This window comes from Acetobacter sp. KSO5, from assembly GCF_044094635.1.
Taxonomy (GTDB): Bacteria; Pseudomonadota; Alphaproteobacteria; order Acetobacterales; family Acetobacteraceae; genus Acetobacter; species Acetobacter cerevisiae.
In genome coordinates this window covers 1801368-1819361 of sequence record NZ_CP172014.1, presented here as the reverse complement: position 1 = coordinate 1819361, position 17994 = coordinate 1801368, and the positions used below count along the sequence as shown (strand labels likewise).

At 58.6% G+C, this 17994-nt stretch carries 14 protein-coding genes and 1 pseudogene; 10 read left to right on the top strand and 5 right to left on the bottom strand.

Annotation, left to right across the window (positions count from 1 at the left end; all coding sequences use genetic code 11):
* Positions 1-45: 45 nt before the first annotated feature.
* On the top strand, positions 46-981 hold the full coding sequence (locus tag ACHQGU_RS08330) for an alpha/beta hydrolase (protein ID WP_231874986.1): 936 nt from the start codon (positions 46-48) through the stop codon (positions 979-981).
* Positions 982-994: 13 nt separating this feature from the next.
* Here ACHQGU_RS08330 and ACHQGU_RS08325 read toward each other — a convergent pair whose 3' ends face one another.
* Positions 995-1891, bottom strand: coding sequence for a LysR family transcriptional regulator (locus tag ACHQGU_RS08325; RefSeq protein WP_395494629.1), 897 nt, complete (start codon positions 1889-1891; stop codon positions 995-997).
* A 128-nt stretch (positions 1892-2019) separates the two neighbouring features.
* On the opposite strand from ACHQGU_RS08325, the gene ACHQGU_RS08320 reads away from it, so the two are divergent.
* Positions 2020-2364, top strand: a complete 345-nt coding sequence (locus ACHQGU_RS08320; RefSeq protein ID WP_395494628.1) for a YciI family protein — start codon at positions 2020-2022, stop codon at positions 2362-2364.
* Entirely contained in the window at positions 2361-2981 is a 621-nt protein-coding gene (locus tag ACHQGU_RS08315; RefSeq protein WP_063905531.1) for an NIPSNAP family protein, read from the top strand. Before ACHQGU_RS08320 ends, ACHQGU_RS08315 begins: the two co-directional genes overlap by 4 nt.
* A gap of 108 nt (positions 2982-3089) precedes the next feature.
* Here the strand turns inward: ACHQGU_RS08315 and ACHQGU_RS08310 are convergent, their stop codons facing one another.
* A complete protein-coding gene (locus tag ACHQGU_RS08310; RefSeq protein ID WP_215755204.1) occupies positions 3090-4067 on the bottom strand; it encodes an AraC family transcriptional regulator in 978 nt (325 codons plus the stop codon).
* A gap of 119 nt (positions 4068-4186) precedes the next feature.
* Here ACHQGU_RS08310 and ACHQGU_RS08305 point away from each other — a divergent pair, with 119 nt between their 5' ends.
* From ACHQGU_RS08305 to ACHQGU_RS08280, 6 genes and pseudogenes are all read left to right on the top strand, one after another.
* Positions 4187-4678 (top strand): alpha/beta fold hydrolase, encoded by a 492-nt coding sequence (locus ACHQGU_RS08305; RefSeq protein WP_152334251.1) that lies wholly within the window; start codon positions 4187-4189, stop codon positions 4676-4678.
* A gap of 45 nt (positions 4679-4723) precedes the next feature.
* Positions 4724-5722: a zinc-dependent alcohol dehydrogenase family protein gene (locus ACHQGU_RS08300; RefSeq protein WP_063905529.1), complete on the top strand. Its 999-nt coding sequence runs from the start codon at positions 4724-4726 to the stop codon at positions 5720-5722.
* A 245-nt stretch (positions 5723-5967) separates the two neighbouring features.
* Positions 5968-6144: an IS3 family transposase gene (locus tag ACHQGU_RS08295; RefSeq protein WP_373687496.1), complete on the top strand. Its 177-nt coding sequence runs from the start codon at positions 5968-5970 to the stop codon at positions 6142-6144.
* Positions 6145-6387: 243 nt separating this feature from the next.
* Positions 6388-7292, top strand: a pseudogene (locus tag ACHQGU_RS08290) (IS630 family transposase).
* An 18-nt stretch (positions 7293-7310) separates the two neighbouring features.
* Entirely contained in the window at positions 7311-7802 is a 492-nt protein-coding gene (locus ACHQGU_RS08285) for a transposase (protein WP_395494627.1), read from the top strand.
* Between the two features lie 310 nt (positions 7803-8112).
* Entirely contained in the window at positions 8113-9102 is a 990-nt protein-coding gene (locus ACHQGU_RS08280) for a protein NO VEIN domain-containing protein (protein WP_395496404.1), read from the top strand.
* Between the two features lie 88 nt (positions 9103-9190).
* On the opposite strand, the gene ACHQGU_RS08275 is transcribed toward ACHQGU_RS08280, so the two are convergent.
* A complete protein-coding gene (locus ACHQGU_RS08275; protein WP_395494626.1) occupies positions 9191-9790 on the bottom strand; it encodes a hypothetical protein in 600 nt (199 codons plus the stop codon).
* A 503-nt stretch (positions 9791-10293) separates the two neighbouring features.
* Here ACHQGU_RS08275 and ACHQGU_RS08270 point away from each other — a divergent pair.
* On the top strand, positions 10294-12591 hold the full coding sequence (locus tag ACHQGU_RS08270; RefSeq protein ID WP_176643543.1) for an AAA family ATPase: 2298 nt from the start codon (positions 10294-10296) through the stop codon (positions 12589-12591).
* Positions 12592-12762: 171 nt separating this feature from the next.
* Here the strand turns inward: ACHQGU_RS08270 and ACHQGU_RS08265 are convergent, their stop codons facing one another.
* On the bottom strand, positions 12763-16203 hold the full coding sequence (locus tag ACHQGU_RS08265) for an AAA family ATPase (protein ID WP_395494625.1): 3441 nt from the start codon (positions 16201-16203) through the stop codon (positions 12763-12765).
* Between the two features lie 2 nt (positions 16204-16205).
* Complete coding sequence (locus ACHQGU_RS08260) at positions 16206-17456, bottom strand: DNA repair exonuclease (RefSeq protein WP_176643545.1); 1251 nt, start codon at positions 17454-17456, stop codon at positions 16206-16208.
* Between the last annotated feature and the right edge of the window lie 538 nt (positions 17457-17994).

The following is a 17994-nucleotide window of genomic DNA, read 5'->3' as shown; positions in this document are numbered from 1 at the left end:
CTGCATTATGCTGCCGATTGTAGATGTTATTGAAGGAATATGGTCATGACGCTAACAGCGAAAACGCAGGAACTTCTCAAAGGATGGCAGCGCGCAGGCCGTGGTATCTATGAAGTGCTGTCAAAAAAGGGAACGGTAACCTGGCAGCAGGCTCGCGACACGTATGTCGAGGAACTTGCCGCTCTCCTTCCGGCTCCGGACGGTGTGGCATTCGAGACGGTGGACATGGATGGCGTACCGGCCATGCTGGTAACGCCAGAGACCGTCATCGACGACCGGGTCCTTTTCTACATGCATGGTGGTGGCTATGTGCATGGCGGTGTGAACGCTTATCGTGGATTAACAGGCCATTACGCAAAGCGTTTGGGGGCAAGAGTTTATGTGCCCGACTACCGGCAGGCCCCGGAATTCATTTTCCCGACACCCATTAACGACGTTTTTCGTGCCTATAAGGCGCTCTTCTCCCTGGGGCATGATCCATCGTCCATAGCTCTTTCTGGAGACTCCGCTGGAGGTGCTCTGGTTGTTACCATCATGCGTAAGGCGCGTGATGCAGGCGTCCCGTTGCCAGTAGGCGGTGTTGCGATATCGCCATGGGCTGATTTGACGCATTCCGGAGCCTCGGCCAAAACCCGGAACGATCTTGACCCTGTGGCAAGCGTAGATCTTCTAACACCTTTAGCGCGGACTTTTTTGGGAAATACTCTGGCTACGGACCCGGATGTCTCCCCTATCTTTGCTGAACTGCGCGGGTTGTCACCGACGCTGATCCTGATGGGCGAAAACGAAGTGATGTTGAGCGGGGGCATGACACTTGCAGAGCGGCTGGCCGAACAGCGGGTTCGTACCACACTGGAAGTGTGGCCAGGCATGTTCCACGTCTGGCTTCTCTTTGCGGGGTTCATGCCCGAAGCTGATGAAGCGCTCGACAACGCTGTTGATTTCTTGACCAGGGAATATCGGCGCGCCAGAGCATCGTAGGATGTCTCAGATGTCATGGCGGAAAGGCGTTTTGAACCTCGGTGACGAAACTTCGCAGCTTTGGGGTCATAGCAGGGCCAGTATTGTAAAGCAGATGCATCGGGCGACCAGGAACTCTCCACTGGGATAGAATGCGGACAAGGCGACCAGAATCAAGTTCGGGCTTCAAGGCCTGTTCAGAGCCCAATACTATGCCCTCTCCTGACAAGGTGAGGGCCAATAGAAAGCCCCAGTCGTTGGACGTCACAGTGCCGGAAACCATGACGGATCGTGTGCAGGTCTTTCGTATAAAGTGCCATGCTGTTCGCACAGAATGTGCAGAGTTTTCGTAGACAAGACACTGATGCCGGGCGAGGTCCTCAGGGCTGTCCGGAGCGCCAAATTTTTCGAGATAGGCAGGCGCTGCGCAGACCGTAAGGGAATATGAGGTCAGAGGGCGACTGACGACCGCAAGATCGGGATCTGGCTCGCCAATACGAATGACAGCTTCATGGCCATCCAACGTCGGATGAACCAGTTGATCCGTAAGGGATATCTGTAATCGTACCTTCGGGAATTTCTTCCGAAAATTATGCAGAAACATGGGAAACATGGTCCGCCCGAAGGTAACTGGTACGCTGACAGCAAGTGTACCACGTGGTTCGCCAAGCGTGTTGGCGGCAAGATTATCAGCACGCTCGACAGCCTTCAGGACGAGATGACATTGCTCGCAGTAAAGACGTCCTATTTCCGTAAGGCTCTGACGACGTGTGGTCCGATGGAGCAGGCGTGTGCCAAGATGACGCTCCAGAGCCTCCACATGCTTTGCCACCATCTGGGGGGAAAGGTTGAGGTGTTGGGCTGCTGCAGCAAAAGACCCGGTTTCCACGACCCTTATAAAGACTTTCATGCTGGTCAGACGGTCTAGCATTCATCGTTCCTGGTTGTTTCTATAATTCTCTATCGAGGATTTATCGTCTGAGCGTGATGAATATGCTGGAGATGGGCAGACGACCTCAACATCAATTTGCCCACCCTTCAAAATAAGGAGCATTCCTAATGCCCATCTTTATCGTGCGCATGGATCATCCTGATGGAGATGGCTGGGGGCACTATGTGCTCCCGCACGTTCTGTATCTCAAACAGCTGATACAAGAGGGAAAGCTTCTGGCTTCTGGACCTCTTAAAGGAACACCATTCCGATCCGGGTTTCTGATCATGCAAGGCGCCAGTCTTCAAGAGATTGAAGATATGGTCGCAAAGGATCCTTTCTCGCCTGAAGGTCTGATCTGTGATCTTAGGATTGAAGAATGGGATCCCCTGTTTGGCTGCCTGTCTGAGTTTTCGAGTGGCAAGCCGCCCGCAGAGCTACAATCCCTGTTTTCTTGCGATGACCCATCGTGATCTATGAGCTGATCCGCTTTCAGACAGATGTCCTTGGTGTGTCGACACTCTCCCATCGCCTGCAAGCACAGTTCTCTGATGCGTCAGACCCTGTAATGGGTAGTCTGACCGGGGTGTGGCGAGCAGAGATCGGGGAACTTGGAACCCTTCTGCTACTGCGTTCTTTTCCATCCCTGGAAGTCTTGCTCGACGCACGGCACACAACGCTGGGAACGAAAACACCCTTCGGCATCGAGATGAACAATATTTCTATGGAAATGGAAACGTTCGAAGCGTTCCCATTTCTTGAGCCTGCGGGGCTCGGTGAACGCGGCGGCCTTTATGAAATCCGGACTTATAGGCTGAAAGCAGGTGGACTGAATCCGACACTGGAAGCGTGGCAGGCTGCTTTGAAGCCGGCAGAGGCCTATACCCGCCACCTGATCACCAGCATGTATGCGTTGGATGGAATATTGCGCATCTGCCACATCTGGGCTTTCGATAGTTTTGAACAGCGTAATCTACTGCGCCGACAGTATTACGCGGCCGGCCTTTGGCCTCCGCAGGGCGCGCCCGAACAGATTATTCATGCACAGTCTTGGCTTTGCCTTTCAGAACCCTTCTCTCCATTGTGTTAGAGTCTGTACGGCTTGAATGATGGAGAGAACTGCAGAGCCGCTTGTGATGAGCATGATGCAGTCTGTATTTTCTGATGGTAGGTGGTCGGTCTAAGCAAAACGAGTTCGCTACCGTTTGCCGACCCGGTAACTGCTGGGCGGCATTCCTATCACTCTTTTGAACGCCCGGCTGAATGAGGCTTCTGAATCATATCGCAATCGCTCTGCAACCTCTGCGATGCGAGCATTGTCCCGCATGATCCACTGCTTGGCCTGCTGCATTCGGACGTCTGTCAGATAGCGGGCAGGCGTATCGCCGAGGATGCTGGCGAATGCAGTTGCAAAGGCCGAGCGTGACATGCCCGCAATCGCGGCAAGTTTGCCTACCGACCAGTCCCCGCCGGGATCCTCATGGATCGCGGCAAGGACCTGACCGATTTGAGGCTGCCGTGCTGCGTTGATCCAGGCTCCGTCATCCAAAGTCCCACTTTCCATCCAGGAGCGGATGATCTGCACGGCAAGCACGTCGGCCAGTCGGGCAGCCATCCCAGCCGCACCGACCCTGCGGCTTACCATCTCCGCGGCAAGGGCATTGAGCAGTGGCAGGATCAGAGACTCCGATCCGATCAGTGCACGGGCATGCAGCACAGGGGACATGCAGCGAAACAAGGGATGCGAACGATCGAGATTGAAGCGCATCGACCCGTAAAACAGCAGCCCCTCCCGGTTCTCTCTGGCGGCCTCTGGATCGTAGCCATCTTCCCAGATCGGACGGCATTGCCAAGCCGGAAAGGGTGGCCTGACAGCATCAGGCGCGCTGGCCAATACATGTGCATCACCGCGCGGCAGCAGAATAGCGTCCCCCGTCTGGAGCTCCGACCATTCGCGGTCCTGCACGAGCAGCCAGCACGGCGCGCCCCCTATGAAGTGGAAATAGGCATTGTCCTTCTCATGGAAGCTATAGGCCCAAGTGCCTGACAGGTGCCGCCGTCCGTATTCGAGGCCATCGAGCCGTAAGGATTGGAGCATGCGCGTAAGCGGATCAGAGCCGCCAACCGGCGAATTGCTGGACGAAATGTCATGCATAATGGCGATTATGACATTCATGACCCAACAAAGCCAGCGTAACTTGGCATTGATGGCGCTCCTCCGGACGCTAGGTGGGCAGCAACGCTGAAGGAAAACACGTTGTGAACAGACGGAAAATCATCGGCGGGACGGCATTGATGGCCACGCTGAGCGCAACTTCCGCCATTTCCTGCATTGGCGTCGCTGCAAATGCCCATATCACTGATATTCCGGGGTTCAGGACACGTGAGGTCCGCACCGTGAGGCACCGAACGACCTTCATCAAAGCTGGACTCGCCAGCGGCCCCCTGATGATCTTTGTACGTGGCCATCCGGAGCTTGCAATCACTTGGAAATGGCAGATGGCCCATTTCGCCAGGAAGGGCTGGCGATGTGTAACTCCTGACATAGGAAGCTATGGCGGTTCCTCGGTCCCGGCTTCATCATCTACGTACACGGTCCGTAAAATTCTGACTGACATGGCCGAATTGCACGACGCACTCGGCGGTGCACCGGCGATCTGGATCGGTCACGATTGGACTGCAGCAATCTCTCAGAAGCCAAGATCGCCAGTGGTCACTTCCCGACGCTCGAACGCCGAGAAGAGGTCTGCCACACGATGTCGGATGGCCTCGCCGCGAAGCGACTGAGTGCCTGATAGATCCATTTATATACTCGAGTAGACAGGAGATTATATGACGAAGTCCGTTCGCATCGTTCGTTTTAACGAATTTGGTGATGCAAATGTTTTACAGATCAAGCACGAAGATTTGCCGCAGCCAGGACCGGGGGAGGTGTTGCTGCGCGTTGAAGCCATCGCTCTGAACCGTGCCGAGATCATGGTCCGGGAAGGCAGGTATCTTTGGAACCCTAATTTTCCCGCCAAGCTCGGGTTTGAAGCAGCGGGGATCATCGAGGCGATCGGGCCGGACGTCGATCCTGAGTGGTTGGGTGTGATCTGTAGTTCGATAGCGAACTTCTCGCCTATGGATTATGGCGTCTACGGTGATGTTGCGATCCTTCCAGTCGGTTCTCTTGGCATTTATCCGGCGTCGCTCTCTTTCGAGCAAGGAGCCGCGCTCTGGGCACAGTATCTCACGGCCTGGGGTGGCTTGGTCTATGTGGCGAAGATCAGGCCGGCCGACGTCGTGCTCATCACCGCAGCCAGCAGCAGCACCGGCATCGCTGCAATCGACTTGGTGAAGGCTGAGGGCGGCATTAGCATCGCCGTCACTCGCACGGCCGTGAAGCGTGACGAGTTATTTGCACAGGGAGCAGATCACGTCATCGTCAGCGACGAAGAAGACCTCGTCGCGCGTGTAGAGGAGATTACCAGCGGTGCTGGTGTTCAGATCGCCTATGATCCTATCGGCGGCCCCATGCTTGCCTTGATGATGGATGTCATTGCTAAAAAGGGCATCATCGTTTCCTACGGTATGCTTTCATCGGAGCCGACGGTCCTGCCGTTGTTTGAGGGTTTTCTAAAATACGCGACGATTAAGACCTATGACGTCCACGAGGTTTATGACGATCCCTCGCTGCTCGCTACTGCCGTCGGTTACGTCACCGAGCGCGTCAAGAATGGGCAGTTCGTCCCGCGCATTTCGACAACTTTTCCGCTGAGCAACATTGTCGAGGCGCACAAGGCCATGGAAGCTAGCAATCATATCGGAAAGATTGTCGTCGTGCCATAGACCAGCCTCTGTATAGTCTTTGGCGACCGAGCGAGGTTCGGCTGCAGGCTATCTGCCTGCGACGGACCCGCGTGGCGGCGGATCTGGGGATTGGCAAATCGAAATTGGGACACTGGGTTTCGCAGTATCGGACCTCTGATCTGCAGTACCTGTAATGCAGGCCGATCTCGTCCGGGAGAACGAGCACCTACGCTTGGATTTTCAAACCCGTTTGCCAACGCCAGCGCACCGATTTGAAAATTCTGGTGCATATCCGGGAGCATTTTGTCCTGAGCAACTCCACCTATGGTCGTCCTCGGATGGCCATGGAACTCAAGAAGGCGAAGCTCGATGTCGGCAAACGTCGTGTGGGGTGGCTGATAAAACTTAACGGGATCCGCCCAGTGCGCACCCGTCGCCACAGGGTCACAAGTCCAGTTTGAATCCGGGCTCGTGCACGTTAAAGAGCTTTTGACCAATCAGGCTGCTCTCGATTGCCATTTCGCTTCGACACATATTGCTAAGTGGCGCCTAGAGCATAATCCGACCTGACGGAGTCGTTTTTTGGTTCTCATCGGGGAAGAAATCTAATTTCATTCTTCCTTCCGGGCAGGAGGCCGGCGTGCATGACCGGAGCTCAATCGACTGACCTTCGCCAGCGCACACTTGCCGCCGTTGCTTAGGGGATGACCCGTCGCTCGGCAGCTTCCCGTTTTGGTGTTTCTCCGTCGAGTGTCATCCGGTGGGTGGCGGAGTGGCACGCCAGCGGCCGCGACCACGCGCTGAGGCCGGGCGGGGGTCGTCGCTCGCAGTGGATCGAGGCCTATTCGGGTTTCTTGCTGGCCGCAGTCGAAGCCAAAGGCGATATCTCGCTGGTGGAACTGGCGAACTGGCGAACTGGCGGACCGGCTGGCGACAGAGCACGGCGTGCGTTTCGCGCCGAGCACGATCTGGCGCTGCCTCGACCGCCACGCCATGACCGTTAAAAAAAACAGCGCACGCCAGCGAGCAGACACGAACCGACGTCGCGGTACGGCGCAAGGCGTGGTTCGAGGGCCAGCCTGATCTCGATCCTGGGCACCTGGTCTTCATCGACGAGACCGCTGTTTCTACGAAGGTGGCCCGTCTGCGCGGACGGTCAAAACGTGGTACACGCTGCCGGATGCCGGTGCCGCATGGACATTGGAACACGACGACATTCATCGGCGGCCTGCGCCTGTCGGGCATGACGGCGCCGATGATGCTGACCGGGCCGATGACCGGAGAATGGTTCACAGCCTATGTCCGACAGATACTGACCCCGAGTCTGGCGGCAGGAGACATCGTGATCCTCGACAACCTTCCCGCCCACAAGGGCGCTGCAGCCCGCGACGCAGTATAGGCCGTTGACGCTCGCATGCTGTTCCTGCCGCCCTACAGCCCAGACTTCAATCCGATCGAGAATATCTTCTCCAAAATGAAGGCATGGCTCAGGTGAGCAGCCCCGCGCACTGTCGAGACCCTGCAGGCGGCCGTGTGCGCCGCCATCGATGATGTCTGCCACAGGCAGGCCACAGCCTGCTTGACCGCAGCAGGATATGAGCCAGATTGATCAGATTATGCTCTAGCATTGCCGGGTCTCGGCATCGCCGAGCAGATCGACGCCATGATCGCTCTGCTCTCGACCCAGATCAGCGTGCTCGATCAGCGCATCAAAGCCATAATCGCTGCAGATCGCGCGCTCGCGGAACAGGCCGCCCTGATGAGCACCGTGCCCGGCATCGGCCCGACCGTAATGGCCGTCCTGCTCGGCGAACTACCGGAACTCGGCACATTGTGTCGCCGCAAGATCGCCTCTCTTGCCGGTCTGGCACCCCATGCACGCAAAAGCGGCTCATGGAAGGGAGCACGACGCATCTGGGGCGGACGACGAAAGGTCCGCGAAGCCCTCTATATCGCAGCCCTGTCCGCGTCCCGCCGCGTGCCTGCACTCATTGCCATGCGCGATAGGGTGCGCGCCAAGGGCAAGCCACCCAAGACCATCCTTATCGCCATCGCACGCCAGCTCCTCGTCATCCTCAATGCCATGATCCAGAAAAGTCAGCCTTTGCAGATCACATGATCAACACAGTTGCCCCCCGGTACTGCCAGGCTGTTCAGTGATAAGAGAGCAGACTGGCGGCCGTCGCCTACGTCTCGGACATATATAACTATGAACAGCTTTCCGCTTAGTGGACATGAGTAGCAAGGCGTATCTCGACCACGTTGGGTCGATAACAGAGCATCATTTTGTGAGGTCAAACGGCAATTGCTAACGTTTCCATACCCGAAACAGTTGCTGGATAACATCTGAGCTCTGGTCCGGAGAAAATATTCCGCACATAATCTACTAGATACATGATGGGGCAGTTAGGAGCTATCAATTGGCTAACGTGATTTGGGTAAACCATGGCTGGGCCGACTACTATCAAGGAGATGCGGTAGACGGAAACTATGCTTGGATTTCCGATGGTGGCGAGGGCCACGAAGCTTTCAATTTCTTGCCCGGCACCGATGGACGATATTATGGGTATGTGCCGCCCCAAGGGCGGTATGAGGGCTCTCCACACGACGAAACTGAGAGTTTGTGGACCGTTGTGTTCTTCGCCAAGCATGGCAATCAGAAGGGGGTCCATATCGTCGGCTGGTATGAAGACGCTCAATTGGTCGGAAAAAAAGATGATGGCTCGGCGTTCGTGCGCCCGGAATACAAAGAGAAAACCGGCTTTAGGCTAGACACATCAGGCCAAAAATTTAGCTATTCGATTGTAGCCGATAAGGCTTTTCTTGTTCTTCCTAGTGATCGGACAGACCCGATTTCTCATCCCAACATCAAGCAGTCTAAGTATTCGTACTTACTCCGTCCCGGCGAGAAAAAGCCGGCGACAGATGCAAAAGCCGAAATTCTATCCGAGATCAACAAGCGTCTAACGACCCTACGAAAGGTCGCCATTGCCCAGCCGAACCGAATCAATGTTAAAACCGACATTGAGGACGATTCTGATCCACTAATCAATTTCGGAACCGCGGAGCAACGTAAGAAAATAGAAATGGCGGCTGAGGAGGCGGCCACGGCATACCTCAACGAACTCGGCTACACCGTCGTCAGGCGTTCTGACGAGAAGATCGGCTATGATCTGCAGGCCATCCCCAAAGATGGCGGACAGGATTTGTACGTTGAGGTCAAGGGCACATCGGGAAGCATTTCTCGGTTCTTCATGACCCCGAACGAGTTGTTGTTTTTGACTGCTAAGGGATGGCGCTTCGCGCTGGTGACGGACGCTTTGACCAAACCAGCGATCGAGTTCCTAGACCGTCGGCAATTTAAGGCGCGGTTTGATCTGCAACCGGGCGTCTGGATCGGCGCTGCCAAGAAGAATTAAGATAGCGCGTCCGTTTTTCTTTCACATCCCAGTTCAGGCGCCGCGCAAAGATCTGCGTGTTGTCTTTCTCCTAGGCAGCGCGTGAAGATCAATCGTTTGACGTCTCGTTCATCGTGTCCACAATCGAGGATTCTCCGTCTTCCATTGAACTGTTCGAGAGAGCCTGGCGAAGATCAATTTTGAGATCGGAAGCCATGCTAAATATGTATTCGACTTTACTGCCAATGATGTCGTCGAGAAGATTAACCGCCTTCGAGGCTGCTGCCTCGAAGGCGACCGGATTGTCAAACACACGAGGAACCACTGCCACGTTCGTATTTACATGGGCGATGTAGCGGTTACGGTGCGACACTTTAAGATCGTTAACCAACGTACGGTACGTTTTGATCTTTCTGTTAAGATCACTGGTACGCTTGGAATCTAGGCCCTCGCGTTTCAAAGCAGCAAACAGCGTTTGGAACGATCGATTGTTTCTGGTGTCGTCATCGAGCGCTGTTAATCGACTGACGATATCCCTGGCGGCACTTTCCAGCAGAACCCAGTCCACTACGAACGCCTCACGGGACATTTTCCCGAGCCCCTCGAACCGACGGCGTGTCACATATGAGTATACTGTGATCAGCAGCCAGAGGACATCTTGCTTCAAGCCTTCGCTGATTATTTCGGATGAGTCGTATTCTTTTCCCATGGAGCTCAACATTTAGGGAGGCTAGCGTTATTTCTTTGTAAACGCGAAACTCGACCGTGACCATGTGCCCGTGATGAAAAAGTGTGTCGACCAGATGTCCGCGCCGATGATCTGGGGACCAACGACTATAACTAAGTGCGCCGCCAACGGAGCGCCCCCGCAATCTGATCTATAGCTTTTATCAAGACCGGACGTTTACTGAAGCGTATATGGAATATTGGTTCTTGTCGAAAGCTGCCATGAACCTGAACGGTTGCGAATCTCCGCTTTTGTTCATTTCTGCCCGATAGCCGACCTTCCTCTCTCCCCCCCTGAACTGCCTGTCCGCTCAAGGAACGTGAAGTAGACGTTACCCGATGGACAGACGGTCCTACCGTACATGTGCAAGGGTCATTGGCATGAACCCTCCAGCACAAGAACGGACCCATGTGGAGAATGCGGCTGGAAGCATGGCGCGCAGACGGCTAGCTTAGTTCCAGGGAGTCCATTTCTTGGGGGCGTAGATGCTGACTTTAATTGGGATTGCTGGCGAGGCGACATATCCAGCCGCAGGTGAGACGCTCACCGACCTCAAGAAAATCAACTACCTCTTCGGTCACAATGGCTGCGGGAAGACCACTGTATCCCGCGCCATCCACGATCCTGCCGCCCGTGCCGGCTATAGCGTCTCATGGAAGGACGGCCGGGCGATAGCGACACTCGTCTACAACCGTGATTTCGCCGAAGCCAACTTCGGAGAGCAGCTGAAGGGCATCTTCACACTCGGCGAGGATTCAACGAAAGCCGTCGAGGAGATCGAGAGCCTGCAGCAGCAGATCGGCAAGCTCGACCGCGAAATCGGCGGGCTGCGCCAAAAGCTCGAAGGCGACGATGGCACGGGAGGTAGCCGTAAGGATCTTGCAGACGCGCGATCGCTCCTCGACGAGGCATGCTGGAAATCGCAGCAAGCCCACAAGGCGGTTTTCGAGAAAGCCATGACCGGCCACCGCCATGGCAAGGTCGCCTTCTGCGACAAGGTGCTGAAGGAGGCTGCGGAGAACAACACCGACGTCGCCACCCTTGAGGATCTCATCGTGCGCGCCGCGACCGTCTTTAAGGATGCAACGCCGCCGGAAGCCGCTATCCAGCCGATCGCCTTCACCGCCTTCCCCACCTTGGAAAAGTCGGCGATCCTCGGACGGAAGATTGTCGGCCGTGACGACGTCGTCGTTGCGGCCCTGATAGGTCGGCTGGGCAACAGCGACTGGGTCAAGCAGGGCGTGGAGTATCTTGCGGCAGCGGACGGCTCGTGCCCATTCTGCCAGCAGGTTGCCCCGGCGAATCTGATCGAAGATCTGAACGCATTCTTCGACGAGCAGTATGAGGCGGATCTCGCAGAGATCGCGCAACTGTCCACACGCTACGAAGCAGCCACGAAGGCCGTGTGTGATCGCCTCGATGTCCTCGTGGCCTCGCCTGGCAGGTTTATCGATTCGGAGACACTCACCGAGCGCTACCACGCCCTGAAGACGGCGTTCGAACTCAACCACGAGCGGTTGGTAGCGAAGCGTCGCGAACCCAGCAGCGAGATCACGCTCGAGTATACGAAGGAGTTCGCGAGCGCGATCAGCGATCTGCTGATGCAGGCGAACACCGTGATCGATGAATACAACGAGACCATCCGTGACCTGTCGAAGTCGAAACGCACCCTGACCTCGCAGGTATGGCGCTTCATTGTCGAGGAGCGCCGGACCGACCTTACAACGTACGACGCGTCAGCGACCAAGCTCGGCAAGATGATCGAGGGCCTCGAAGCCAAGATCGCAGAAAAGAAGGGCGAGCGTGCGCGGCTCGATGCTCAGTTGAAGGCCAAGGAAGCTAGTATCACGAGCGTTAAGCCGACGGTTGACGAGATCAACCGCATCCTCTTCTCATTCGGCTTCACCAGCTTCAAGCTGGCCGTCGCTAGCGAGCGCGGGGATATGTACCGGATCGTTCGTCTCGATGGATCCGACGCCGCGAAGACGTTGAGCGAAGGCGAGCGGTCGTTCATCACCTTCCTCTACTTCTATCACATGCTGGCCGGCAGCACATCCGGCTCAGGCACTACAGCCGATAAGGTGGTGGTGTTCGACGATCCCGTCTCGAGCCTAGATTCCGATGTTCTGTTCATCGTCAGCGCGCTCATCCGGAAGGTGGTCGGCGATGTGCGCGCCGGAAAGGGCTCGGTCCGGCAGGTCTTTGTGCTGACGCATAACATCTACTTTCATAAGGAGGTGAGCTACGATCGGGATCGCCCCGCCTCAGGTTGCCGACGGGACGAGACTTTCTGGGTAGTGCGGAAGCGCGACAACGTCTCGTCGCTTCACCACTACGCGTTCAATCCGGTGAAGACATCCTACGAGCTGCTCTGGGAGGACGTGCGCAATTCCGAGCGCGCCAACCTCACCATCCAGAACACGCTGCGGCGGATCGTCGAGAACTATCTCGTTGTCCTCGGCGGCTGGAAACAGGATGCCATTGTCGCGCTCTTCACCGGTCGCGACGCCCAAGTCTGCGCCTCGCTGTTCTCATGGATCAATGACGGGTCTCACAGCGCGCACGACGACATTTATCTGGCAGCCGACGACAACGCCGTCCAGAGCTACCTTCGCGTGTTCGAGCAGGTCTTTGAGAAAACCGGTCATATCGCCCACTACAGGATGATGATGCGGATCAGCGACGAGGACGAGGGCGAGCCGGCGGAAGGCGAGACGCACCCTGCCGCCGTCGAAGCGGCATCTCCACCTCAGGGCACGCCAGCTTCGGCCCCAGCGGCGTGAGGCGGCGGGCGACCGGTCAGATCCGTGTCGCCCCCGGTGACTGTCGATCAATTCGGCTACATCCCGATTAGCTCGGCCCGCGTTTATCGTCGACGATTCCCCGCACGGAATGTTAGGCGGGTTCGACGGATGTTACGGATACCGTCACGTCCCCTCGGCCGCCGATTGCCGTCACGACAATGAGCACTCGGAGTGCATCTCGCGCCCGACGACCGACTTTGCGATCTCCACAAGATGTGGATGATGGGTGAAGAACAGGACCTGGGTCGTCTTTGCGATCTCGGCCAACACCTTGAAGCCGGCCTCAGCCCGTTGATCGTCGAAGTTCACGAAGAGGTCGTCGACCAAGAACGGCAGGCTGATCCCGGCCGCCACCGACTGTTCCAGCGCCGCCAGCCTGAGCGCTAGGAAGAGTTGGTCGGTCGTGCCTTCGCTCATCGCGTCGACCTCGACCATTGTGCGCAGGTCGTCACGAACGCCGAGCAGTCTGGGAATAGGTCCGTCGGCGTCGACCTTCAGGGTCGCGTAACCTCCGATCGTTAATGTCGAGAACAGGTCGCCCGCACGTAGCAGTAGCGGATCCTGATGCTTCTCGCGGTATTTCTCAATGGCCCACTTCAGGGTGACCGCCTGAGCCCTCTTCAGAATGTAGTGCTCGGACAGCACCTCCAGTTCGGAGCGTGCCTCCTCGGCATCAGCTGCCGCGTCCACTGCTGACGTCACCTTGGTGTCGAGGCCCGCGAACGTAATGCGCGCGTCGCCGTGCACGGTTGCGGCCTCGTCGGCCGTCAGGTTGAGTTCTTCAAGCTGCGAACCGAGCGAGGACAGGCGCTCCGCGATTTGATTTGGATCGGATGCCTCCACTGCGGCGAGCAGGTCGTGCAGCGCCAGTCCGTCGCCGGCCTCGACGATCGCCTTCTCCGTGGCGGCGATCTCGTCACGGAGTGAGCGCATAGCCCTTGAGCGCTCGACGGCGGCCGCAAGCGTAGTTCGATCATCCGAGCCAGTTTCCAGCAGCAGCGGGGCAATCGATTCCTCGGTCGCCTTCAACCGCGCTTGGGCCTCTTGCATCTCGCTCTCGCGACGACGATCCTCTTCGTCCAATGAACTCATCAGCGTCTCCGAGGCTCGAGCCACACCCAACCTCTCGCGCAGGGTCTGCAGGCGCACTGCTGTGTCGCCAAGCTCCAAGCCGATCTTGTCGGCAAGCAGCTTGACGGCGCTGGAATGCTCCCGTGCATCCCGGGCGATTCCGTCGATCCGACGACGAAGCTGTGTTTCCGAGGCGGTCGCCTCCCGTAATTCGTCGAGCAGGTCGAGTACGGCGCCGCATGACACAACGTCGATGTCGAGCCCCGCCTCGGCGAGTGCGGCCTTCCATCCAGTTCCATTGGCCTCGGCGTTGGCGTCCACCCGCTGCTGTCGCCGATCGAGCGCTGCCGCATCGGCGTTGACCTGGTCCATCTCCGATTGGGCCAACAGGCGCTTCCGCGCGATGTCCTCAACACCTGCGCGGCGCCGCTCCGCCGTGGCGAGCACCGGTGCGAGTTCGCCGCCGGTATCGGCTACACCAAGAGCAGCACTTAGGCCGGCACGTGCCGTGTCCCTCCGCGATTTCGACCGATCGGCGTCTGAGACCATATTGCATAGGTCGGCCTGTGCCGCTTCCGCGCTTTCTCGGTCCGTCTGCCATGACTGGAACTGCGCTGGATCGAGTTCTGGTAGTCCGACGTCGGCCAGTCGCTTGCGCCACGCGGAGGTAGTCCCCTCCAGCCGATCGCGCGCCAGCTTGCCACGGCCGTCCGCTTGATCCTTCTCGAGCTCGTGCGACGCCCTGGTCTGGTTCAGCAATGAGAGACGGCCGGACGCATCGGCACTGACGAAGCGGGCATCGTCCCGCTTGTCCACCATCACCACGCTCGCCTCGAACCTCGCCACAGTGTCTGTCGGTGAGGTCAGTTCGTCGCCATCGAGCACGTGTCGACGGAGCGGCTCCCAGTAGCGATCGCGTTCCGCGCGCGCATTGGTGATCTCATCGGGCGATACGGCAGAACCCGTCGCGAGCTGCGAGATCTCCAATGCGATTGCCGCTGCTTGGTCGGATGCACGGAGCGCACCATCCTCTTCGCGACGGATATCGGTCGCGAGACCGGCCAGCGCATCACGCGCAGCTTGAATCTCTGTGGCATCCACCCTTGGCAGGCGCGCGAGTTCCTCGATCCGTCCCGCCCAAGGCGCCAGCCGAGCGATCAGGTCCGCCAACTTCGCGGCGGCCGTGTCCGCCTTGCTCCGCGTGGCTTCGCAGCGGGCGTCGGCATCCGTTCCGAGCGCGCGGGCCGTATCAACCGCCTCGGCGAGCGCGTCGGCGCAACCGTCGACGGCATTCGCCTCGAGCGTGGCGGCAGCGCGCCTGCGACGGTCGTCGACACCTTCCCGACTTTCCGAGATCTGGCTAGCAGCGACCGTGAGTTCGCCATGCAACCTTGCGAAATTGCGTAGACGCGCGGCGACGTCGCGCGGCGGGGCGGTATCGGCGTTCGCGCCAGCCTCGGCGCGCAGACGTCGGACCAAGGTGCCAGCATCGCTATGCTCTGCCTCCAATCCTACTAGATCGCGGGTCGCCTTCAGTTCTGCGCCAGCCTCGGCCACCAGCCTGTCGATCTCGTCGGCCTCGGCAAGCACGTCCGGATCAGAAGAGACCTTGGAGCGGCGATCAGCGACATCGGCGCGCAGCTGCTCTGTGGCCGAGATCTTGCGAAGCGATTCGTCGGCATCGCGGATCAGGACCTCGATGGATTCCTCTCGCTGGCGACCGAGGTCGAAAGTACCGTCGAAGCCACGGAGCGCATCGAGTTGCTCGTCGCGACGTCTCACGAGCGGTGCCAGGCGCCTGACACGTTCTGCGGACCGGAGTTCGGCTTGGACCCCGTCGCGCTTCCTGCGTGCGGCATCGAGCGCGTCGCGCGTGCGCTCGGTGGCGGTCTTCGCGTCAGACCACGCCTTCGGCTTCAACCCCTCGTCCCTGACGGCCTTCGACGCTTCGGCGAACTGGCGCTGGGCCTGTGTGAACGTCCTACTTCCCCTAGTCGTCGGTCCCCAGATTGCATCGGCCTCGGCCTCGAGGCGCCTGAGTTCGTCCGCTATTCCGGTCAGTCCGGAACCTGCCGCAAACAGGGTCCGGCCTACGTCGTTCTTCGCGTCGACCATCGCGCGACCGCCCGAACGGAGCGCGTTCTGGTCCAAGCTGAACGATAGACCGAACGTCTCACGGGTCTGGCCCTTCAGCATCGCTGCCAGCGGGCCTTCTTCGATCGTCACATCACTCGCGTTCAGAAGCGTGCCGCTCGTTCCCTTCTTGCGGCGACACGCCAACGTGGTCCCGCCATCCTCGAGCACGGCACCAACCCTGAGGAGCGAGTAGTCGAACAGGAAGTTGTATGGCGAGCGCGTGGGAAAGCCGAACAGAAGGTCGGAAACTGCCGAAAGCGAGGTCGTCTTGCCGGCTTCGTTGGGTCCGTAGATGACGTGAAGGTCGGGGCTGCCAGACCGAAAGTCGATCTCGCAATCCTGAAATCGACCATATCGCTCGAGTGAGAGGCGGGAGAAGCGCATGGTCAGCCCTCCCTTGTCAGGCGAGACCGTAGCGCCGTCGATGCCGTGAGCAGCACACCGGCCCAGTCACCCTGCGACGCGGATAGACGCAGCTCCCCCTCCTCGGCGTCGCCGAGGGTGGTGCTCGCCGCGAGCATGAACCGTTCCAAATCGGACGCGAGCGCTGCGACCAGACCGGGATCGGTGGAGGCGTCGTTGATCAGGGCCCCGAGATCCTCGCCAAGCGCGACCCGCTCGCGTGCGGGCTCCGTCACCATGACCTTGACTTTCTCGATGTAGAGCTCGGCCGAGATCGAGGCTGCGATGGCGCGAATGTCGTCACGTAGTGTGATGGCCCGGTCGTGCAGCAGCCCGGCCTCCAACATCTCGCCCAACAGCGTCACGCGGACGACGAGGGGGCGGCCAGACCCGTTCGCGCCATGCAGCCTTCCGAGCTCTACCCGGATCAGATCGGTGACGGCATCATCGGCGGTGCCCGTGCAATCCACGTCGAGACGCACCCAGCGGATCACGTCGAGTTCGACGCGCTCGACGGACGTGATCTCGGAATCGACGACGGTGACGATCACGGCGCCCTTCGGCCCGGTTTCCCTAATCGTCCTGCCCTGCACGTTACCAGAAAACACGACATAGGGATCGGTGCTGACGATCTCGAATTCGTGGACATGGCCCAGCGCCCAGTAAGAGTATCCACGCGAACGAAGGTCGTCGACACTGCAGGGAGCGTAGTCGGCGTGGCCTTGACGGCCAGCCAGAGCGGTGTGCAGCATGCCGATGTTGAAGTGGTGTTCCTCGGCGGGTGGATAGGCGAGCACGAGATTGTCCGTGACGGCCGGCGTGGAGAAGCTCTGACCATGGACTGCCACGGCCAGGTCCGGCAGGCGGTGAGTCTCTGGGCGCCTAGCTCCGAACAGGCGGACGTTCGGTGGCCATGGGACCGTCCGCGAGATCACCGAGGCTGCGTCATGGTTTCCCGCGAGGACGAAGGCCGGAATTCCAACTTGGTCGAGGCGCCCCATAGCCCGGGCGAAGTAGAGACCAGTTCCCATGTCGCGCCAGTCGCCGTCGAAGAGGTCGCCGGCGAGGATGACAAAGTCGACCGCCTCCTCGATCGCACAGTGGACGAGGTTGTCAAAAGCCGCGCGGGTAGCCGAACGGATGTCCTCGACGGGCAGGCCTTCGTATCGCGAAAGGCCATGCAGTGGACTATCAAGATGGATGTCCGCCGCGTGCAGAAAGCGAAAGCTCGTCACTTAACCCCCTCTTGGCAAGCCAACGCCCTACACTATTGCCGGCGGCTCGCCTAAGCTAATCAAGGCATGGAACGTGCGGGCACAGTCTACTCCATTGGAAGCCCCTGAAGAAGAGACGTTCAACACGGTGCAATACCAAATCTGTCTGCCTTGTCTCGGGCGCGATTGCAATCCTCATTGCTACCCCGTCCAATTTAGGCGCTCGAGCGGTAGCCTTCAGAAGCGCGAGCCGTGAGGATGAACATGGCTTTCTTGGCCGAAAGGGATGTGAACTCGGCGGCGGAATGAGCTAGTCGTCGTGACAGCGACCGGAACCTAGCTAGGGATCAATCCAGCCGTCGAGCGGCGGGTCTGGCTGCTTCAATAGCCTCGCGCTCGAGCCAACTGAGTAGGCGATCGCAGGTGCCGAACAGCAGCGGCGGGCGCTCACAGATCAAGAATGTCAGCACTTTGGGCGCACAGTGGCTGTCACATGTCGTCCAGTGAGCGGCCGGACCGCTTGCCCCCCCATCGCCGACATTTTTTCTGCCGGGAAAGG